A 21,153-nucleotide genomic window follows, 5' to 3' on the forward strand; every position below is an offset into this window, starting at 1 on the left:
ATGGGGATGCACAGCATGACAAGATTTGCGGGCACACGTCGTGTCCTGACGGTCGCAGCGATGGTGGGGCTGCTGGCGGGCTGCGGCATCGTCGGCGGCAAGAAAGGTGGACCCAAGACTCCGGTGGTCGGCCATCGCGTCTCGATCCTGACCAACGAGCAGGGCGTGGAGGTCGATCCGACCCTTGCCGACGTGCCCGTTTCTCTGCCCGAACCCTATGCCAATGACCAGTGGTCGCAGCCCGGTGGCGACCCGTCCAAGGCGATGGGTCATCTGGCGCTCGGCGCCTCCCCCGCAAGCGTGTGGACAGCTTCGATCGAAGGCAGCACGCCGCGCGCTCGGCTCGCCTCTTCGCCCGTAATCGCCAATGGCAAGCTCTACGTGATCGACGCGGGCGCCCATGTCATGGCGTTCGACGCCACCAGCGGCGCAAAGCTGTGGCAGACCTCGCTGCCTTCGGAAGGCAGCGGTCGCGCCCTCTTCGGCGGCGGTGTCAGCATCGTGGACGACAAGGTCTACGCCAGCACCGGCGTGGGCGATGTCGCCGCGCTCAATGCCGCCAATGGCGCCATCCTTTGGAAGAAGCGTCCCGGCGGACCGCTGCGCGGGGCGCCGACGCTCGCCAACGGCCATGTCTACGTCATGGGTCAGGACAACCAGATCTTCGCCCTCAACCAGGGCGATGGCGAAGTGCAGTGGAGCGACAGTGGCACCCTCCAGGTGACCGGGGTGTTCGGCGTCGCTGCGCCCGCCGCGGCTCAGGGGACGGTGATCGCCGGCTACAGCTCGGGCGAACTGACCGCCTATCGCTACGAAAATGGCCGGACTCTCTGGGGCGATGCGCTTTCGCGCACCAGCATCTCGACGGCTGTTGCCTCGCTCACCGACATTGACGCAGACCCCGTTATCGATCGTGGTCGCGTGTTCGCGATCGGCCAGGGCGGCCGCATGGCCTCCTATGAGCTGGTAAGCGGCCAGCGCCTCTGGGAAATCAACATCGCCGGCATCTCGACCCCGTGGGTCGCGGGGGAATGGGTGTTCGTCGTCACCAGCGATGCCAAGCTGCTCTGCGTGTCCCGCGCCACCGGCAAGATCCGCTGGATCAGCCAGCTGCGCCGCTGGGAAAAGGAAAAGAAGAAGGTCAACGCCATTCGCTGGACGGGACCGGTGCTCGCCGGCGGCCGACTGATCCTGGTCTCCACGCATGGCGATCTCAACTATGTCGACCCCGCGACGGGGCAGGTTCAGACGGACGTCCGTTTGAAGCGGTCGATGTCGCTTTCGCCGGTCGTCGCGAACAATATGCTCTACATCCTTGCCGATGACGGCAAGCTGACGGCATTTCGCTGACGCTTGGAATAATGTTAGGTAAGGCTGCTCCTGCGAAGGGAGGAGTCCGGCTCCCTTATCGGCGCTGGGCTTTCCCCTTTTCCGGAGCAGCGGTTTTTTAGAGGAACGGGTCATTATCATGCTGCCCACAGTTGCCATTGTCGGGCGGCCCAATGTCGGCAAGTCCACCCTTTTCAATCGCCTGGTTGGCAAGAAGCTGGCGCTGGTCGACGACCAGCCCGGCGTCACCCGCGACCGGCGCGAGGGGCAGGCCAGCCTGCTGGGCGTTGATTTCACCGTGATCGACACGGCCGGCTATGAGGATGAAGATCCGCAGACCCTGCCCGGCCGGATGCGCCTCCAGACCCAGGCGGCGGTGGAAAATGCGGATGTTGCCCTGTTCGTCATCGACTCGCGCGCCGGCATCACGCCTCTCGACGAGGAAATTGCCCGATGGCTGCGCGAGGGCGATGCGCCCGTCGTGCTGATGGCCAACAAAGCCGAGGGCAAGGCCGGCGACGATGGCGTAATGGAAGCCTTCAGCCTGGGCCTTGGTGACCCCATTCCGTTTTCCGCCGAACACGGCCAGGGCCTGGCCGATCTGTTCCAGGCGCTGCTCCCCTATATCGATCGTGAAGAGGAGGATCAGTCCGATCAGGAGCCGACCGAGGCGGACTTCGAATCAGCGCCGCTCAAGCTCGCCATCGTCGGCCGCCCCAATGCCGGCAAATCGACGCTCATCAACCGGCTGCTCGGGGAAAACCGCCTCCTCACCGGTCCCGAGGCCGGCATTACCCGCGACAGCATCGCGGTCGACTGGCAATGGACCGACCCGCGCGATGAAGAGGGCCAGGAACGCGCCGTTCGTCTGATCGACACCGCCGGCATGCGCAAGCGCGCCAAGGTGCAGGGCAAGCTCGAAAAGCTGGCCGTGTCGGATGGCCTGAACGCTGTGAACTTCGCCGAAGTCGTGGTGCTGCTGCTCGACGCCACGCGCGGGCTGGAGGCGCAGGACCTGCGCATCGCCGACAAGGTGCTGGAGGAAGGGCGCGCCCTCGTGATCGCGCTCAACAAATGGGACACGGTCGACAACGGGTCGGCGCTCTATCAGGGGATCAAGCAGGCGCTCTCCGACGGTCTGGCCCAGATACGCGGCGTTCCCATCATGACCGTATCGGCCGCGACGGGCAAAGGGCTGGACGATCTGGTCCGCGTCGCTTTCGAAACCCGCACCGCCTGGTCGCAGCGCGTGTCGACCGGTATCCTCAATCGCTGGTTCGAGCGCGCGCTTGAGGCTAACCCGCCCCCCGCCCCCGGCGGCAAGCGCATCAAGCTGCGCTATATCACCCAGAACAAGACCCGCCCGCCGACGTTCGTGCTGTTCGGCACCCGACTCGACGAACTGCCGGAAAGCTATCGCCGTTATCTCGTCAACGGGATCCGCAAGGAACTGGGCTTCGGCGCGGTCCCCGTGCGCCTTACGCTGCGCAGTGCCAAAAATCCCTATGCCAGCAAATGATGCGATCCATGTCGGCGCGCGGGGGATGAAATGCCCCTGGCCAGCCCTTCGGGCCGCACGCGCAATGCGGACCGCCGCCTCCGTCATCGTCGAAGCGGACGACCCGATCGCGCCGGGTGAACTGCAGGCACTGGCGCGGCAGCAAGGCTGGCGGTTCAGTCCTGCTGGCGAACATCGATTCCTTCTTAGCCGCCCCGCCTTGAACGACGCGGCTTAACCCCCTGTTTACGCAACCCTTCTATGGTGCAGGCAGAACTAGGGAGTGTCGAAGGGTGTCATATCAAGAGGCCGAACTGGTCAATCAGAACGACTTAGCCAAATCCCGGGCGGAACTCGGCAGCGCGTTCCTGCGGATTCTCGGCTATTTTCGGGAAGATGGCGACAAGGCGATCAGCCAGATCGAGCAGGCGATGCGCGAGCGCAACGCTGTAGCGCTGGTGACGCCGGCGCACACCTTGAAGGGCGAATCGGCGCAGTTTGGCGCGAACCGGCTGAGCCAGATGGCGGAGCGGATCGAAATGGTCGCGCGGCGGTGCGTGGAAACGCATGAAGGACCCGAAGAATTGATCGAGGTCGTGGTCGGGCTGCGACCCTGCTTCATCGAGACGATGGCCATGCTGGACCGGGATTCGAACCCGCTGGTGGCGCGGCGTCCGGCGGCTTTCGGCCGGCGCACCGACGCGGGGCCGCAGGGCTTTGGGCGCGCCATCTGATCCTTTTGCATTTTAAGTATTGAAGTAAAACGGATCATTGCCCCATATGCGGGCGATGATCCGTTTTTCCGTTCTGGACCTTGTCCCCGTGACCGAAGGCAGCGACGTGCGCGCCGCCCTCGCAAACGCCGCCGCTTTAGCCGCCTATGTCGAGGCATTGGGTTTCCATCGCCTCTGGGTCGCCGAACATCATGGCACCACCGGCATCGCGTCGGCTGCGACCGCCGTCGTGTTGGGACATGTCGGACAGGCGACCTCCTCCATCCGGATCGGCGCGGGCGGCATCATGCTGCCCAATCATGCGCCACTGCTGATCGCCGAGCAGTTCGGCACGCTGGACGCGCTGTTTCCTGGCCGCGTCGACCTGGGTCTGGGTCGCGCGCCGGGGTCGGACCAGCGCGTCGCGCAGGCGATGCGCCGCACGCTCGCTGGCGGGCCGGATGAATTCCCGCGCGATGTGCTGGAACTGCAGGCCTATTTCGCGGGCGACGAGCGGCTGGGCTTCCAGGCTACGCCCGGCGCGGGCGCCCAAGTGGAGATGTGGATTCTGGGGTCCAGCCTTTACGGCGCGCAGCTCGCAGCGGCTCTTGGCCTGCCCTATGCCTTCGCCTCGCATTTCGCGCCCGCCGCTCTCGACGAGGCCATCGCGGTCTACCGGCGCGACTTCCGGCCTTCCACGCGGCTCAGCCAACCCTATGTGATGGCAGGATATAATGTATTCGCCGCGGATAGCATGCAAGAAGCGGAACTGGTTGCATCGTCTATGCAGCAGACCTTCGTTCGCTTGCGTACGGGTCAGACCGGCAAATTGCAGCCGCCGATCCCTGGCTATTATGAAAGTTTGCCGCCGGGTGCGCGCGCGATGCTGGACGATGTGTTCAGCGCGAGCAGCATCGGTACGCAGAAAGATGTAGAACGCGACCTGGCCGCCTTCATCGACCGCACGGGCGTGGACGAGTTGATGATAGCCGCACAGATTTACGACTTCGATGCGCGCAAACGAAGCCTAGAAATTGCCATGGCGGCGGCAAAGGCCGTGGCGGGCTAACAGGTCAGGCCGCGCGCAACCGCCCGCCGCTCAACAGTCTGGTCATGCGCGGCGCCGCCCGGTTGAGCAACGACCCCAGCAGCAGCACCGCCACCAGCACCAGCAGCGGCTGCACCAGCAGATAGGCAGGATAGAGCGGCGAGCCGAGCTTCCCGAACAAGGCGCCCAGCACCGGCCCACCCAGCCAGATGAGGATGAGGTGCGAACAGAAAAGGAAGAAGGCAAAGGGTTCTATCCGCAGCAGGACGCCCCGCGCCGGGCTGGCCGCCAGCGCCCAGGCCAGCCGCCAGAAGCAGGTCGCTGCCGCCATGCGAACCGCGAGGTCCAGCAAGCCGACGCCCACGCCAGATCCCCGCTCCACATTCAGCGAGAAATAGAGCTGGACCATCATCAGCGACGCGAAGGGCAGTGCAGCCACCGGCCAGGAGAGCGCCGCGACGCGTTCAGCCAGGCCACCGCGCCGCGCGATCATGCCGATGATGAAGAAAAAAAGAATCGCCGGCCGCATCAGCAACGGCGGCCCCCAGCCCATCAGCTGGGCCAGCCCCGCCATGCCAGCAACGCAGACCAGCATCCAGCCGGGGAGCCGCACCAGCAGCGGCGCCGCCACCATGCACAGGAACAGGTCGCGCAGGAAGGGCATCTGCACATTGATGTCCGGGTTCCGGCTGACAATGAACAATTCCTGGAACAGCCAGTCGAACGAGACAGGCACCGGAGCGGGCAGATGGAGCAGCCAGGCCGCTCCCGACACGAACAGAATGGCAAGGCCGTTCCACATCACCATCGGCAACAGGATCGTACGCGCCTTTCTCAGCACATGACCGAGCCAGCTTTGCGATCGTGCCGAAGCGCCCACGAGCCAGCCGGATATGACGCCCAGCAGCGGCACGGCGCTGCGCCCGAAAATTTCCATCAGCAGCCATCGCAGATTTTCCTGCGTCGTCCCTCGGGCAATTTCCAGGTCATGACCATTGAGGCCGGTCCAGGCATGGACATAGACCACGCCCAATATGCAGATGACGCGGGCAATGGCGATCGCATCCGATCGGCGCGCCGCGTCGGCCGTCATCGTTTCCGCCAAACGCCTGTCCTGATTTGCGGCCGGCGCCCTGGGCAGGGAAGGCCGGCATTCGACATCCGACTGATCAATAAGCACGCCCAAGGCTGCGCGCCAGCGCCGGGGCGGCGGGCAGTGGCCAGGGCGAGGTGGATGGACGCCGTCCCCTAGGGCGGATCAGCGGCGGGGAAATCCTCCCTTCCCTTGCCGGGTCGGGCGAAGCTGGCCACCGGATAAGCCATTTCTTTACCTCTGGACGACTAAAACAGGGCGGGATGCCGGCTATTCGACGGCCTAGCGGGATTGAGAGAGTATATGAGCCACATGCCAGGGGCTGCAGAGTTCATTACCGGCCAGACACAGCCGATCGCCCGAAACGCCATGGGCGTCGTGTTCGAGATCGCGGGGTCCAGTTCCAAGGTACTGATCGATGCCGCCTTCGTAAGCGCGCTGGCCCAGGATGCCGATACGTGCATCGCCATGGCGGGCCAGGTCGGAAGCCAGGTGAAGATGCGCGTCGGCAACAGCTGGTTGATCGCCAATCTCCGCGCGATAGCGCTCGATCGGCGGGACAGCGGGACGATCGTCGCGGAAATCGACTTTCTGGGCGAAGGCGACGAGGAAAAGCTGACAGGGCGCATCTATCGCTTCCGCCGCGGCGTCACCCGTTACCCCGCTCCGGGCACGGAAATCCATCCGGTTTCCAGCGCGGACATGCAGCAGATTTATGCCGCCGACGACCGGCCGCATGTGCAGATCGGCACCGTTTACCCCACCGTCGACACGCGGGCGGCGCTATATGTCGATTCCATGCTGGGCAAGCATTTCGCTCTGCTGGGGTCGACCGGCACCGGCAAGTCGACCAGCGCCGCGCTGATCCTGCACCGCATCTGCGACCTGTCGCCGCAGGGCCATATCGTGATGATCGATCCCCATGGCGAATATGGCGCGGCCTTCCAGCAGAATGGCGAGGTGTTCGATGTCACGAACCTTGCCCTCCCCTATTGGCTAATGAATTTCGAGGAGCATTGCGAGGTATTCGTCACCTCGGAAGGCTCCGACCGCACCATCGACTGCGACATCCTGGCCAAATGCCTGCTCGCTGCGCGGCACAAGAACCGGCTGGCTGAAAGCATCGGCCGGCTGACGGTCGATTCGCCCGTCCCCTATCTGCTGTCGGACCTCACCAACATCCTTCAGAATGAGATGGGCAAGCTCGACAAGGGCACGGGCGCGCTACCCTATATGCGGCTCAAGACCAAGATCGAGGAGATCAAGGCCGACCCGCGCTACAGCTTCATGTTCTCCGGCATGCTGGTCGCTGACACGATGCAGGAATTTCTCGCGAAGATCTTCCGCCTGCCGTCGGGCGGCAAACCGATTTCGATCATCGACGTATCGGCCATGCCGTCCGACATCACGTCCGTGGTCGTGTCCGTCCTGTCGCGTCTGGTGTTCGATTATGCCATCTGGGCGCGGGATGAGCCGCAACGGCCGATCCTGCTCGTCTGTGAGGAGGCGCATCGCTACATCCCCAGCACCACGTCAGGCACCGGCCAGGCTGTCCGCCGCATTCTGGAGCGGATCGCAAAGGAAGGCCGCAAATATGGCGTGTCGCTGGGCCTCATAACGCAGCGCCCGTCGGACTTGGCCGAAGGCGTGCTGTCGCAATGCGGCACGATCATTTCCATGCGGCTCAACAACGATCGCGACCAGGCGTTTGTGAAGGCAGCCATGCCCGAAGGCGCGCGCGGGTTCCTCGATTCCATCCCGGCGTTGCGCAATCGCGAAGCGATCATCTGCGGCGAAGGTGTCGCAGTGCCGATCCGCGTCGCGCTTGACAATCTGGAAGAAGAACGACGCCCCGCATCCGGCGACCCGAGCTTCACGACGCTCTGGCGCGAAGCCGGCGGCGAAGCGGACATCCTCGACCGCACGATCACGCGCTGGCGCAGCCAGGGGCGGTAAGCCGATGGCCAGAGTCAGCCGGTCGGTGCGATCCGACCGGCAGGCTCGCTCTCCGCATTGATCGTCTCTCGGCATTCCTCCTCATGGGGAGGCACCAGCAGCTTCGCCTTCTTCCAGCCGCCTTGCAGATAATAGGCGATGGCGAATAGCAAGGTGATGGTTGCACCCACCGGGAAACTGAGCCAAAGCGCGTCCGCGCCCAGCGCATGGTAAGTCAGATCGTAAAAGCTCAGCCGCCCACCGAACAGGCCGAAGACCAGGATCAGCAGCGGCCCCATGACCACCCCATTCGCTCGCATGACACCGAAGAAAATCATGGAGCAGCCGAACAGCACATAACTCCAGCTCGCAAGCAACTGGATATGCCAGGCGACCGTTATGGCTGGGCTGCCTGATCCCAGAAAAAGCGCGAGCAGCGGTTCATGGAAGGTCAGCATGACGGCGACCATCGTGCCGGTGACGAGCAACAGATAGCCAATGCCATAGGATGCGATGCGCCCTACCCGGTCCCAGCGCCCCGCGCCGATATTCTGCGCCACCATCGCGCTGACCGCGCCACCCATCGCCATGGCGGGCATCTGCAGATAGGTCCAGAGTTGTTGCGCCGCGCCATAGGCGGCCGTCGTCACCAATCCTTCGCGGTTGACGAGGCCGATCATGACCAGGCCGGACGCCGACATGACGATCATCTGCAATCCCATCGGCAGGCCCTTGCGGACCAGTTGGCCTATCTGCGCCGCGGTCGGGCGCAGATAGGCGAGTTCCGCGCCCCGCAGGCGCAAGGGCAGATCGTTGCGGTAGATATAGAGAATGACGCCGATCAGACTGATGAAGCCCGCCGTGGCGGTCGCCGTCGCAGAGCCGGCTATACCCATCCGGGGAAAGGGTCCTATCCCCAGGATCAGCACGGGATTCAGCACCAGATCCACGCCGACGCTCACGAACATGAAGATCAGCGGCGTCCTGGCGTCGCCAGTGCCGCGCAGTCCCATCATGATCATGACACCAAGCAATGTCGCGGGCATGGCGATGAAGATGACGCGCAGATAGGTCAGCGCGAGATCAAATGCCTCGGCCGGCGTCGCCAATATCCGCAGCAAGGCGGGCGCGCCCAGCCATCCGACCATCGCCACACCCAGCGCCAATATCGTGCAGAAGCCGATGGCCGACCCGAACGCGCGGCGCGCGGCCGGCATGTCCCGCGCACCATAGGATTGGGCGATCACCACCGTCGCCGCCATGCCGAAACCGAAGACGACGGAGAACATCAGGAACATGATGATGTTCGCGTTGGCGGTCGCCGCCAGCGCCCGCTCGCCCAGAAAGCGCCCGACCCAGATCGCGTTGATCGATCCGTTGAGCGATTGCAGGATATTCGAGCCAAGCGTCGGCAAGGCGAAGACCAGCAAGGCGGGGCCGATCGGCCCCCGTGTCAGATCCCGTCCCTTGGCCCCTCCGCTCATCGTCTCTCCTTCATGCTTCGCAACCTCGATGAACGGAAACCCGTCAGGCCAGCCGTTCGAGCGCCGCCTTCAGCCTTTCCGCCTCGGCCGCCTTTTCCGCATGGTCCTCGCGCGCCTTGGCGACGGCTTCAGGCTTGGCCTTCTCGACAAAGCTGGGATTCGAAAGACGCCCGGACAGCGAATCCCGTTCCTTTTCCGCCGCTGCGAGCGCCTTGGCGAGACGCGCTTTTTCTGCGGCGATGTCAATCACGCCTTCCAGCGGCAGAATGAATGTCGCCTCATCAACGACGACCTGCGCCGCGCCACCTTCGACCGTGTCGCCAAAGGACAGGCTTTCGACCCGGCCAAGCCGTGCCAGTGCGCTGCCCTGCCGATCGATGCGGCGGCGGGTTTCCTCGGACGCATCATGGACCACCACCGCCAGCTTCGCGCCCGGCGGAACGTTGAGTTCCGTCCGCGCGGTGCGCATCGCGCTGATCAGGCGGATCAGCCAGTCGATCTCGGCCTGAGCCTCGCTATCCACGGCATAAAGCGCCTGCGGCCAGCGCGCGACGATCAGCTCGCCTTCGCGGCGGCCGGTCAGGTTCCACAGCTCTTCCGTGATGAAGGGCATCAGGGGGTGCAGCATGACAAGGATCTGGTCGAACGCCCAGCCCGCGACCGCCTTCGTCTCCGCATCCATCGACCCTTTGGTCAGCTCGATATACCAGTCGCAATACTGGTCCCAGACGAAGTGGTAGATGGCGTTCGCCGCCGCGTCGAAGCGCAGTTCGGCCATGGCGGTGTCGATCGCCTGCACGGTCGCGACCGTTTCCGCGATGATCCATCGGTTGACCGGAGCCTCCGCGCGGGGCGCTTCATGCGTCGTCGAAGCGGTGACGCCATTGGATTGCAGGAAGCGCGCTGCGTTCCAAAGCTTGGTCGCGAAATTGCGATAACCCTCGACCCGCTTCTCATCCATCTTCACGTCGCGGCCCTGGCTTTCCATCGCCGCCATGAAGAAGCGCAGCGCGTCCGCGCCAAACTTGTCGATCAGGCCTAGCGGGTCGACGACATTGCCCTTGGACTTGGACATTTTCTGCCCGTCCGCCGCGCGCACCAGGCCGTGGAGGTAGAGCTTGCGCCAGGGCACGTCGCCCATGAACTCCAGCCCCTGCATCGCCATGCGCGCATCCCAGAAGAAGAGGATGTCGAAGCCCGAGATCAGCAGGTCGTTGGGATAATGGCGCTTGAGCGTCGCTGTCTGCTCGGGCCACCCAAGCGTGCCGAAGGGCCAGAGCGCCGAGGAGAACCAGGTGTCGAGGACATCGGGGTCGCGGGTCAGCTTCTTGTTGCCGGCCAGTGCCTGCGCTTCCTCCTCGCTTTCGGCGACATAGGGATTGCCGTCCTCGTCGTACCAGGCCGGGATCTGATGCCCCCACCAGAGCTGGCGGGAGACGCACCAGGGTTGGATATTCTCCATCCAGTTGAAGAAGGTCTTTTCCCAGGTCTTGGGCACGATCTCGATCCGGCCCTCCCGCACGGCCTGCATCGGCGCGACGGCCAGCTTCTCCGCATCCACATACCATTGGTCGGTGAGCCATGGCTCGATCACCACGCCCGACCGGTCGCCGAACGGCGTCTGGATGGTACGCGGCTCGGCGTCGGAAGAAACATCCTCCCCGTCCTTGTTCTTCGTGACATGGGGCACCAGCAGGTCCAACGCCTTCATCTCCGCCACGACCAGTTCGCGCGCGCCGTCGACGCCGTCGCGCCGGAAACGGTGCAGCCCCAGGAAGCGCTCGGGGATCAGGCTGTCGGCGGTCTGGACCACATTGGCGTCGGCATCGAACATGTTGAGCATGTCGGCGGCCTTGAAACCGGCGCGCTTGCCCACTTCGAAGTCGTTGAAATCATGTCCGGGCGTGATCTTGACCGCGCCCGACCCCAGTTCCGGGTCGGCATAGTCGTCGCCCACGATCTTCAAGCGGCGGCCGGTGATCGGCTGGAGAATCTCCTTGCCGATGACCTGCCGGTAACGCGGATCGTCGGGATGCACCGCCACCGCCATATCCGCGAGCATCGTCTCGGGCCGGGTGGTCGCGACGACGATATGGTCGGCGCCATTCGCCAGGCGGACGCCGTCCGCCAAAGGATAGCGGAAATGCCAGAAGCCGCCCTTCACCTCCTGCGTCTCGACTTCCAGGTCGGAGATGGCGGAGCGGAAATGCGGGTCCCAGTTCACCAGCCTTTTGTCGCGATAGAGCAGGCCACGCTTGTGCAGTTCCACGAAGGTCCTGACGACCGCGCGCGAGAAGCCCTCATCCATGGTGAAACGTTCGTTGGCCCAGTCCATGGAGCAGCCCAGCCGCCGCAGCTGTCGCGTGATCGCGCCGCCGCTTTCGGCCTTCCATTCCCACACCTTGGCGACGAAATCCTCGCGGCTGAAATCGGTGCGCTTCTGCCCTTGCGCGTTCAGCTGCCGCTCGACCACCATCTGGGTCGCTATGCCGGCATGGTCGGTGCCCACCACCCACAGCGCATCCTTGCCGCGCAGCCGTTCATAGCGGATGACGATATCCTGCAACGTGTTGTCGAGCGCGTGGCCGATATGCAAGGACCCCGTCACGTTCGGTGGCGGGTTGACGATGGTGAAAGGTTCCGCATTTGGGCGTTCCGGGCGGAACAGGCCATTTTCCTCCCAATGGGCGTACCAGCGGGACTCGATTTCGGCGGGGTCGAAGGTCTTCGGCAATTCGGTCATGGGACGGGCCTTAATGCGCCCGCCCCTACCATTCCAGCGCTTTTACTTCTTCGTCCAGCGGTCAAGCCAGCCGAGCGCCTCATCATACCATTGCAGCGAATTGCGTGGCTTCAGGACCCAATGATTTTCATCCGGGAACACGAGCAGCCTGGACGGAATGCCGCGCCGCTGGAGCGCGCTGAACGCTGCCAGCCCTTGCGTATAGGGAATGCGGAAATCCTTTTCGCCGGTAACGACGAGCATCGGCGTCTTCCACGCTTTCACATGATTGACCGGATTCCCTTTCTCGAACTCTTCGGCCTGTTCATAATAGGGCCCGCCATGTTCCCATTCGTCGAACCATAGCTCCTCGGTCTCGTAGGCCATGGCGCGGGCGTCGAACACGCCGTCATGCTGGACCAGGCATTTGAAGCCGTCGGGCCACTGGCCGGCGATCCAGTTCATCATATAGCCCCCATAGCTGGCGCCGAGCGCGCAGGCATTGGTCGCGTCCAGCTGGCTATCCTTGGCGGCGGCAGCGGCAAGGCCAAGCTTCAGATCCTCGAGAGGCTTGCCGCCCCAGTCCCTGTTGATGCTGTCGGTGAAGGCCTGGCCGTAGCCGGTCGATCCATGGAAATCGACCGTGACGGCGGCATAGCCATGAGCGGCAAGGGCTTTCGGATTCCAGCGATAGGACCAGCTGTCGTTGAAGCTGCCCTGTGGTCCGCCATGCACCAGATAGGCTATGGGGAGCTTGCCCGTCGCCCCCTTGGGCTTCACGATCTGCCCCCAGACAGTGTCGCCTTTCGCGCCCCTGAAGCTGAAGCGCTGTACAGAGACGTCATCCACCTGGCTCATCTTTTCGGCGTTGACGCTGGTCAGGCGGACGGGCTTGCCGGTTCGTGGCATCTTCCAGAAATCGGCGGGCGACTGGATGCTGTCGAGCGCATAGACAAAACCGCCGCCCGCGACCGGCACGAGTGTCGAGACATGGCCACCCTGGGTCAGCCGCTCGACCTTGCCGGTAGCGGCATCCACACGGAAAGCGGGATGGTCGAGCATATCGTCGGCGGTGACGATCAGCCCTCGGCCATCGGCATCCCATGCGATCGATCCGATCGACCGGTCCCACCCTTCGGTCAGCGCCCTCGTCTCGCCGGTGGCGATGTTGCGCAGCATCAGCACCAGCCTGTCGCTTTCATAGCCCGGCCGCTTCATCGCGCCATAGGCCAGCCACTTCCCGTCAGGGGAAACCGTGGGCATCGTATCGGTAGCGTCATTGGCGTCGGTCAGGTTGACAGGCGCGCCGCCGCCCTCGGCGGGAACGGCGAAAATGTCGAGGTTGGTCGACAGGGGTTCGATCCGGCCCGCCTCGCGCATCGCGAAGAACAGCGTCCGGCCATCGCGGCTCCAGGCAATCTCGTCGGCGCCGCCGAAGGGCTTGGACGGGCTGTCGCCCACCAGGCCGCCCATGATCGACACCGCCTTGCCCCCGGTCGCGGGCATGATGAAAATCTGCGAACGCTGACCATCGGCCCAGGTGTCCCAATGGCGAACAAACAGCTGGTCATAGACCCTGCCGGTGCCAGCACCTGGCAGTGTGGCCGCCTTCGTCTCGTTCAGGCTTTTCGCGCCGACAGGGCGGTCCGCCCAGAGCGCGATCCGGTCGCCGGCCGGACTCGGCAGGAAGCCGGAGATACCGCCCGGCGCGTTGGTCAATTGCATCGCGTCGCCGCCCGCTACTGGAATCTTCCAGAGCTGGTCGTCACCGCTGGCATTGGAGAGGTAATAAAGGGTCGCGCCATCGGGCGAGAAGGCAGGCGCGCTCTCATCATGGTCGGGCGTCGATGCGATCCGGCGTGGCGCGCCCTTGCGGGACAGGTCGATCAGGTAAAGATCGGTCCGCCCCTTGTTAGCGGCGAGATCGGTTGTGCGCAGTTGATAGGCCAGCCATCGGCTGTCCGCGGACACGGCGGGCGCGCCGACACGGTTCAGCGCGACCATGTCGCCGGGCGTGAAGGGACGGCCTGCAACCGGAGCCGGAGCGAGCGGGAAAAGGGCAACAATGGAAAGCCCAGCAGCAAGGAGAGATTTCATGGATCATGTCCCCGTGGATCGTGGCGCCGGGGCACGGTTGGCCGGCGAGGCGCGAGAGCTATGGGAGAGGTTGTAGAAACCCCAGATCAGGCGCGCAACAATCAATCTCAACGGAGAAATAAAAACACAAGGCTTGGCGGTACCCTTCCGCCGCATCCGTCGCTTTTCCTGCCTTCGGTCGCCTGGCCGGGGCGACCCGGCACCCGTGGCCCGGCGGACAAAACGCGCCTAGCGCCCAGTGATACGGGCGATTTCCTTTGCCACCATGTCCTCGACAAGCGCGGGCAGGCGGTCGTCCAGCCATTCCTTGAGCATCGGCTTCAACATCGATCGGACAAGCCCGTCGAGCGTATTGTCCTCGCCATCCTTGGGAGCGACGAGCATCGAGGACAGGGCAGAGAGCGAATGGCGCGCCGCTACCTCGCTTTCGACGGACAGAATGGAACCCTCTTCAGGTGCCGCCCCGACGCGGGAAACACGGGAAGTCCTGTGGGCAGGCATCGGCTCCTCCACTCCAACCTCGTTAGTCAGTTCCAGCACTTCCTCGGTAGGCTGCACGGCGGCGACCGGCTCGGCCTCGACCGGGGCTTTGGCGGCAGCGTCGGCTTTCGCACGGCGCGCTGCGGGGGCAGCCGGTTCATCCTCTTCCTCCGCGATGATACGCTTAATGGAAGAAAGGATGTCCTCCATCGAGGGTTCCTTGCTCATGTCGCCCATGAATACCCCCTGTTAACCTAAGGTCGCTGCGCCAGATCAGCAGGCACATTGGCATTTTGTGCAGGCGTGTCAACGGTTCGCGTCGCCTGAGCCCTCGGGGCAGGGTCGAAATCCCAGTCGAACCACTTGCCTTTGACTCGTTCATAATTAACCATCGGGTCGTAAAGAGCGCCGGTTTCCAGGTTCAGGTCCTTGGCCTCCGCATGGCCCATGGCGGCAAGCAGGCTGAACGCCGCGACATAGGCGTTGCGCCGGGCGGACACGAGCTGAACCTTGGCATTCAGCGCCTCCTGCTCAGCGTTCAATATGTCCAGGACGGTACGACTACCCACGGAATTTTCCGCCCGTACGCCTTCCAGGGACAAATTGGCCGCTTCCACCGCTTTCTGGTTCGACTGGATCGTCTGCACGGCCGCCTGCCAGCTGGCATAGGCAGAGCGAGTCTGGGCGACGACGCTACGTTCGGCCTCGACCTCCTGCTCGATCGCCTGGGACTGGAATGCCTCGCTCTGCCGCACCTGCGCGGCCGGACGACCGCCCTGATAAAGGGGGAGCGTCACGGTCGCGCCGACCGCGACCTGCTTGTTGGCCCCGATGCTGCTGTCCAGATAGTCGGTATAGCTACTCTGGCTGAAGGCCGAGACAGTAGGCAGGACGGTCCCCATCGCCGCCTTCACGTCATAGCCCCTCGCCTCGCGCGCCTTGCGCGCCGCCAAGATGTCCGGATTGTCGGCCAGCGCCACCTGTACCGCCAGGTCAGGCGACGCCGGCAGGCCAGGCAGCGGTGGGGGAGGCTGAAGATCGTCAGGCGCGCTTCCCACCAGTGCGATGTAATTTTCGCGGCTGGTGATCAGGTTCGCTTCCGCCGTCTGCAGGTCGGACCGGGCCAGCGCTAGCCGCGATTCCGATTGCGCGACATCGGTGCGAGTCAGGTCGCCGACCTCGAAACGGTCGTTCGTCGCCTGAAGGTTGACGCTCAGCGCGTTTACGTTGGCGAGGTTGAGCGACACGATCGCGCTGTCACGGATGACGTCCATATAGGCCGCCACCACTCGGGAAAAGATCGTCGCCTCCGTGCCACGCAGATTGGCCTGGCCCGCCAGCACGCGCGTTTTCGCGGCCCTGACACTGTTGCGAACGACCCCGCCCTGATACAGTGGAACGTCAATATTGCCGGTGGCGTTGGCCGAGCGATGCGGCGTCAGGAACTGGTTGGAAGGACGGACGACAAGTTCCTGGAACTGGGCGCTTGTTCCTATTCTCGGGCGCCCGTCCGCCTCGCGGATCGGCACATTCTCGTCATTGGCGCGCTGTTCCGCCCTTGCGGCGGTGAGCGTGGGGTTGGCGAGATAGGCCTTGGCAAGCGCGCCCTGCAAGCTTTCCGCACCCGCCCTTCCCGCCAGGCTGGAGGATAGGAGCAGCACGACCGTGGCGGCAGAGCGCCGAAGATTCCGTAGCCTTGCTGTCATGCCCCCCCCCGGTCGGTTAGAATATGAAACGCTCCGGCGCGGCAAAACCGGGGAGCACCACCATCTCCATATCGGCCAGGCTGGCAAGGCCCAGCACGCCGGCTGCCACGCGTCCGCTGCACAGGCGGGTGACGCCGCGCTCCACGATTCCCGTCACGACCCGGGCACCGTCGGCCAGTTGCTGCACGAGCGCGGCAGGCACTTGCTCCACTGCTCCGTCGACAAACAGAATGTCATAAGGGGCGCCGGCCGGCGCGCCCGCATGGAGAGCCCCGCGCACCAGCGTCACGCCGGCGGCCTGTGTCTGCGGGCCACCCTCTTCCTCGACCGCGGTGATGTCAGCGCCAAGCGCCCTCAGCAATGCAACGCTATAACCGGTGGCAGCGCCGATCAGCAGCACCTTGTCGCCCGCCTCTATCCGCGCTTCCTTGAGCAGGCGCCCGGTGACGAGCGGCGGATTGAGCGCGCGTCCGTTTCCGAGCGGGATCGGGCGATCGACATAGGCCATGGCCCGGCGCCCGGCAGGGACGAAGTCTTCCCGGGGCACCCGCGCCATCGCCGCGACCACCCGCTGGTCATCCACGTCGCTGGTGCGCAGCTGGCTTTCGACCATTGCGGCCCGCATCGATGAAAAATTATGCTCGGTCACGACATACCCTCGATTGGCACGACTGTATTGGCGGCGCGATACAGCGCTCGCACTAACGGACCTCTAGATCAGCGAACTGGTCCCGCCAAGCGGGTTTCCACGGTCTTGACCGAGAATTTTGGCAGCCAGTGCCCGCCTGGCTTGACTTTGGATTGAAAGCCTCACATCTGCGGCGTCCCACATGCGCGAGGCCCGATGGCGGAGTGGTGACGCAGCGGACTGCAAATCCGTATACGCCGGTTCGATTCCGGCTCGGGCCTCCATATTGCTGTCAGCCAACGCTCGCTGATAATTGAAAAAACCCCTGATTTCCGCTAGTTTACAGGTAATCGCTGGTTGGCAGCGACTGCCTCTGTTTGCCTGTGACCGCAGACGATGGGGGCCTACCTTGGGGGCCTCGCGAGGCCCCCACAGCATCGAGGCCCCCAATGGCGCTGACCGATACGGCGATCCGAAACTCCAAGCCAAAAGCGAAGCCTTACAAGGTGACAGATTCTCAGGGGCTTTACCTACTGGTCAACCCAAAGGGCAGCAAGCTGTGGCGCGTCAAATACCGAATGAATGGCGTGGAGCGCAAACTGGCACTGGGGTCCTACCCGGAGATCACGCTGGCCGAGGCGCGCGCGGCGCGTGATGCCGCCCGCAGACAGCTTGCTCATTCGATTGATCCGAACAGTGCCAAACGGCAAGCGCGGATCGAGGCAAGCATCCGCGCCAGCAACAGCTTCAGCTGCGTGGCCCAGGAACTGATCGAGAAGAAAACGCGGGAGGGGCTGGCGGAACCGACGCTGGAAAAGATGCGCTGGTTCGTGAAGCTGCTTGGCACCGATTTCGGCAAGCGTCCCATAACGGAGATCACGCCGCAGGAACTGCTGCATGAACTTAGGAAACATGAACGGCGGGGCCGACTGGAGACGGCCAATCTCTTGCGATCCTTCGCCAGCCGCGTGTTTTGCTATGCGGTGGCAACGGCACGGGCAGAGCGCGACCCGGCTCAACTGCTGATAGGCGCGCTGACCACAGCGAAGGTCAAACACTTCCCGGCGATCACCGATGCCGCGACGTTCGGCGCATTGCTCCGGGCAATAGAGGATTATCAGGGCGATCCCGCCGTAATGTATGCCCTGAAACTCACGCCCCATGTGTTCCAGCGCCCCGGTGAAATCCGACAGTTGGAATGGAAGGAGGTCAACTTCGACAAAGCGGTCTGGATCATCCCCGAAGAGAAGATGAAGATGCGCCAGCCCCATTCGGTGCCCTTGTCCCGGCAAGCGTTGGCCATCCTTTCGGAGATGCGTTCCCTGTCCGGCTCCGGGCGCTACGCCTTCCCGTCAATACGGACACGGGCGAGGCCGATCAGCGATAACACGATCAACGCGGCTTTGCGGCGCATGGGTTACCCTCGGCCGACCGCATTCAGCTTCCGCCCCTTGCGGCCTTTCATGATGCCCACGGTTACTACGCCACCCGAGGTCATGAAACTTGCCACTGGACTCGACACAAGAGCCGCCTTGATCGCAGCCTTGGCCGCGAGAAATGGGGCGACGAAGGGTATGCACGCGAGGAGCTTGTGGCGGAATTAGGCGCGGCGTTCCTGGCGGCCGATCTTGGCTTGGCCGCCGAGCCTCGTCCGGATCATGCCAGCTATATAGCGAGTTGGATCAGGGTGCTGCAAAACGATTCGCGCGCCATTGTGCAGGCCGCAACCCATGCCGAGCGCGCCGTGGCCTATCTGCATCAACTGGCGAATCCCGACGAAGAGAAAGAGGCGGCATAGTCAGCCGATGAGCAAGGCCGCCCCGGACAGGGGCGACCACCTTGTTTGGTCCGCCCAGCCAGCCCCATGTGCGGGACATTCCCTTCGGCCTACCCTTGTGGTATAAGTATTGGGAAATCAATGTGATTCCCGATTGCAGTGTGACCGAACTGTGGCCTTTTTGGGGGCCTATTTTTCGACTGACAATCGATAGATCACTGAAAAATCAAACAAATTTGTTACCAATTCGATTCCGGCTCGGCCTCCAAATGGCAATGAAATTTCTCTGCTTCTGCATTCCCCGCTCGGCCAAGGATGGCCTCGCCCGGCCGTTCGAACCCGCCTTGATACTCATTGGGAACCACGCCTGGGGGCGAGGCACTTATGCCGCGATTGCCGCAGTGCAGGATGTTGATAAGTTGGCTGCATGATCGCCCCTAAGCCACTGGACCGTCGTTCGCTTGTCCTTGCGGCGCTGTCCACCGTGGTCGAATGGTATGACTTCACGTTGTTCCTCTACCTCGCAACCGTGCTCGCACGGCTGTTCTTCGTCGGTCCCAACGCGACGCTCACGACACTTGCAGGGTTTGCCGTCGCCTATCTGATGCGGCCGTTGGGGGCCATTGCGTTCGGGCATTTCGGCGATCGGCATGGACGGCGCACGACGCTGCTTACGTCCATGGCGTTGATGACGGTGTCGATGCTGCTGAGCGGCCTGCTACCGACAGCGGCGCAAATCGGGCCGGTCGCCGGGATATTGCTCCTGCTCCTGCGCTGCCTGATGGGTTTTGCCGTGGGCGGCGAATATACCGGGGTCGTCGCCTATCTGCTAGAGGGCGCGGCTCCGCATCGTCGCGGGCTCGTCACCTCCATGGCGGCGGCGACCAGCGAGGTCGGCGGATTGCTGGCGGCGGGCGCGTCGGCGTTGACCGTGAGCCTCCTTCCTGCCCCCGCGCTGGAAAGCTGGGGCTGGCGGTTGCCCTTTCTGTTTGGCGCGGCGCTGGCGGGCACGATCCTGGTGGCCCGGGCGGCGATGCGGGAATCGCCGGAGTTCGAGGCCCATCGCGCTGCGGGGACTCTGGCGCGCAGGCCGCTGAGGCATGTATTGTCACACCACAGATCCGGCATAGCGCGAGGATTTGCAATTTCCGCTCTTGGATCGATCACCTATTATATCGGCATCACCTACCTGCCGATCCATCTTGTGTCGGCAAACGGGATCAGCGAAGCGGACGCGCTCGAACTGGCGACGGTCGCCGCCGTCGCGGTGATAGTCGTGACGCCCTTCGTCGGCTTGCTCGCTGACCGTTTCGGGCGTCGCCGGGTGCTGGTAGCGCTCGCCATCCTGTCGGCGATCCTGCCTTATCTGTCTTTCCGCATGCTGGCCGGAGCCGGCGCATTTTCCGTGCTGATCGGGGCCGTGCTACTCGCCGCCCTGGCCGGCGGCGTCAGTGCCGTGGGCGCGGTGGCGACGGCCGAACAGGTCCCTGCCGTCGGGCGTCTAAGCGGGCTTGCCCTTGGCGCCACGACCGCAACGGCGCTGTTTGGCGGGCTTACGCCCTGGCTCGCGCAGGTGCTGACGGTATGGACCGGCTCGACCACGGCACCGGGCATCATGATCGCGCTGGTTTCGCTGGCGGTGCTTCCCGCGCTGTGGATGCTTCCTGAAACCCGGCCGTCTTGAGCTTGAAATCAGGCGAGATTTCACAAGGGGGGTTGGCTAAGCGGCACTTGCACTTCGCCTGCGCAGGCGGCACATCAATGCCATGCCGATGAATGAGAGGATCCCCATGAACCGTCTCGCGCGCGCCGGTCTGCTCCTGACCGCCATTACCGTCCCTGCCCTGCCCCTTGCGGCACAATATGCCGGTCAGGCAAGCCATGCCCCGTCTCAAAAGGTTGATCCGATCGCGGCCGCTGTCGCCGCCCCAAGCCGCAGCGACGCCAACCGGGCTCGCGACAGATATCGCCACCCGGCGGAAACTCTGGCCTTTTTCGGCGTCGCACCGGGTCAGACGGTGGTCGAATATAGCCCTGCTGGCGGCTGGTACACCGAAATCCTCGCTCCTCTGCTGCGTAAGAAGGGCACCTTATATGCCCTCCAGCCATCGGGTCGCTTCTTTGATGGCTATCGTGCGTTTCTCGCCACAAAGTCTGAGGTCTATGACAAGGTGAAGCTGGTTGCTTACCCGGAACAGACAGGAATGATCCCGGCTGGCAGCGTCGATACGCTGCTCACCTTTCGCAATGTGCACAATATGGTGATGGCCGGAACCGAAGCGGCCACCTTCAAGGCTTTTTACGACCTTCTCAAGCCGAACGGAACGCTCGGCATCGTCGATCACCGACTGCCCGAAGACCGGGACAGCAAATTGGAAAAGAGCAGCGGATATCTCAAGGTGTCGACTATTCGCCGCCTGGCCGAGGCTGCGGGCTTCGAATATGTCGGCGCATCGGAAATCAACGCCAATCCCAGGGATACGGCCGATTGGCCCAAGGGTGTCTGGACCCTGCCCCCCACCCTCACAAATGGCGATGTGGATAAGGCGAAATATCTCGCGATCGGCGAAAGCGACCGAATGACGCTGAAATTCCGCAAGCCCGCGGGATAATCCCTCCGTCGCCTCCAGGATAGAGCGGCAT

General features: G+C 63.7%; 16 protein-coding genes, 1 tRNA gene and 1 pseudogene. 11 read left to right on the forward strand and 7 right to left on the reverse strand.

Annotation, left to right across the window (positions count from 1 at the left end; all coding sequences use genetic code 11):
• The 4 genes from AAC640_RS02265 to AAC640_RS02285 all read left to right on the forward strand — a co-directional run bounded on the left by AAC640_RS02265 (position 1) and on the right by AAC640_RS02285 (position 4,609).
• The gene (locus tag AAC640_RS02265) at positions 1–1,350 is read left to right on the forward strand and encodes a PQQ-like beta-propeller repeat protein (RefSeq protein ID WP_340264455.1); all 1,350 of its coding nucleotides are present in this window, start codon (positions 1–3) and stop codon (positions 1,348–1,350) included.
• Positions 1,351–1,468: 118 nt separating this feature from the next.
• The gene (der, locus tag AAC640_RS02270) at positions 1,469–2,848 is read left to right on the forward strand and encodes a ribosome biogenesis GTPase Der (protein ID WP_340264456.1); all 1,380 of its coding nucleotides are present in this window, start codon (positions 1,469–1,471) and stop codon (positions 2,846–2,848) included.
• Between the two features lie 272 nt (positions 2,849–3,120).
• A complete protein-coding gene (locus tag AAC640_RS02280) occupies positions 3,121–3,561 on the forward strand; it encodes an Hpt domain-containing protein (protein ID WP_340264458.1) in 441 nt (146 codons plus the stop codon).
• 55 nt (positions 3,562–3,616) lie between these two features.
• Entirely contained in the window at positions 3,617–4,609 is a 993-nt protein-coding gene (locus tag AAC640_RS02285) for an LLM class flavin-dependent oxidoreductase (protein WP_340264872.1), read from the forward strand.
• A gap of 4 nt (positions 4,610–4,613) precedes the next feature.
• Here the strand turns inward: AAC640_RS02285 and AAC640_RS02290 are convergent, their stop codons facing one another.
• Positions 4,614–5,681: an acyltransferase family protein gene (locus AAC640_RS02290; RefSeq protein WP_340264459.1), complete on the reverse strand. Its 1,068-nt coding sequence runs from the start codon at positions 5,679–5,681 to the stop codon at positions 4,614–4,616.
• Between the two features lie 303 nt (positions 5,682–5,984).
• Between AAC640_RS02290 and AAC640_RS02295 the strand changes: the two genes are divergently transcribed.
• Positions 5,985–7,637: an ATP-binding protein gene (locus tag AAC640_RS02295; RefSeq protein ID WP_422794939.1), complete on the forward strand. Its 1,653-nt coding sequence runs from the start codon at positions 5,985–5,987 to the stop codon at positions 7,635–7,637.
• Positions 7,638–7,651: 14 nt separating this feature from the next.
• On the opposite strand, the gene AAC640_RS02300 is transcribed toward AAC640_RS02295, so the two are convergent.
• The 6 genes from AAC640_RS02300 to AAC640_RS02325 all read right to left on the reverse strand — a co-directional run bounded on the left by AAC640_RS02300 (position 7,652) and on the right by AAC640_RS02325 (position 16,754).
• A complete protein-coding gene (locus AAC640_RS02300) occupies positions 7,652–9,100 on the reverse strand; it encodes an MATE family efflux transporter (RefSeq protein ID WP_340264460.1) in 1,449 nt (482 codons plus the stop codon).
• 43 nt (positions 9,101–9,143) lie between these two features.
• Positions 9,144–11,843 (reverse strand): valine--tRNA ligase, encoded by a 2,700-nt coding sequence (locus tag AAC640_RS02305; protein WP_340264461.1) that lies wholly within the window; start codon positions 11,841–11,843, stop codon positions 9,144–9,146.
• A gap of 42 nt (positions 11,844–11,885) precedes the next feature.
• Positions 11,886–13,919 (reverse strand): S9 family peptidase, encoded by a 2,034-nt coding sequence (locus AAC640_RS02310; RefSeq protein WP_340264462.1) that lies wholly within the window; start codon positions 13,917–13,919, stop codon positions 11,886–11,888.
• 228 nt (positions 13,920–14,147) lie between these two features.
• Complete coding sequence (locus tag AAC640_RS02315) at positions 14,148–14,636, reverse strand: DUF2497 domain-containing protein (protein ID WP_340264463.1); 489 nt, start codon at positions 14,634–14,636, stop codon at positions 14,148–14,150.
• Positions 14,637–14,653: 17 nt separating this feature from the next.
• Positions 14,654–16,105 carry a TolC family outer membrane protein gene (locus tag AAC640_RS02320; protein WP_340264464.1) on the reverse strand — a complete coding sequence of 484 codons (1,452 nt, stop codon included), beginning with the start codon at positions 16,103–16,105 and terminating at the stop codon, positions 14,654–14,656.
• A gap of 16 nt (positions 16,106–16,121) precedes the next feature.
• Positions 16,122–16,754 (reverse strand): protein-L-isoaspartate O-methyltransferase family protein, encoded by a 633-nt coding sequence (locus tag AAC640_RS02325; protein ID WP_340264465.1) that lies wholly within the window; start codon positions 16,752–16,754, stop codon positions 16,122–16,124.
• 189 nt (positions 16,755–16,943) lie between these two features.
• Between AAC640_RS02325 and AAC640_RS02330 the strand changes: the two genes are divergently transcribed.
• The 6 genes and pseudogenes from AAC640_RS02330 (at position 16,944) to AAC640_RS02355 (ending at position 21,122) form a co-directional block, all read left to right on the forward strand.
• Positions 16,944–17,017, forward strand: a tRNA-Cys gene (locus tag AAC640_RS02330).
• A 165-nt stretch (positions 17,018–17,182) separates the two neighbouring features.
• Positions 17,183–18,097 (forward strand): annotated as a pseudogene (locus AAC640_RS02335) (tyrosine-type recombinase/integrase); the annotation flags it as partial.
• A gap of 71 nt (positions 18,098–18,168) precedes the next feature.
• Complete coding sequence (locus AAC640_RS02340; RefSeq protein ID WP_340264874.1) at positions 18,169–18,531, forward strand: zincin-like metallopeptidase domain-containing protein; 363 nt, start codon at positions 18,169–18,171, stop codon at positions 18,529–18,531.
• A gap of 41 nt (positions 18,532–18,572) precedes the next feature.
• Positions 18,573–18,941 (forward strand): hypothetical protein, encoded by a 369-nt coding sequence (locus AAC640_RS02345; protein ID WP_340264466.1) that lies wholly within the window; start codon positions 18,573–18,575, stop codon positions 18,939–18,941.
• Complete coding sequence (locus AAC640_RS02350) at positions 18,938–20,194, forward strand: MFS transporter (RefSeq protein ID WP_340264467.1); 1,257 nt, start codon at positions 18,938–18,940, stop codon at positions 20,192–20,194. Before AAC640_RS02345 ends, AAC640_RS02350 begins: the two co-directional genes overlap by 4 nt.
• Positions 20,195–20,300: 106 nt before the next feature.
• A complete protein-coding gene (locus tag AAC640_RS02355) occupies positions 20,301–21,122 on the forward strand; it encodes a class I SAM-dependent methyltransferase (protein ID WP_340264468.1) in 822 nt (273 codons plus the stop codon).
• The last annotated feature ends 31 nt before the right edge of the window (positions 21,123–21,153 follow it).

This window comes from Sphingobium mellinum, from assembly GCF_037860795.1.
GTDB classification, from domain to species: domain Bacteria; phylum Pseudomonadota; class Alphaproteobacteria; order Sphingomonadales; family Sphingomonadaceae; genus Sphingobium; species Sphingobium mellinum.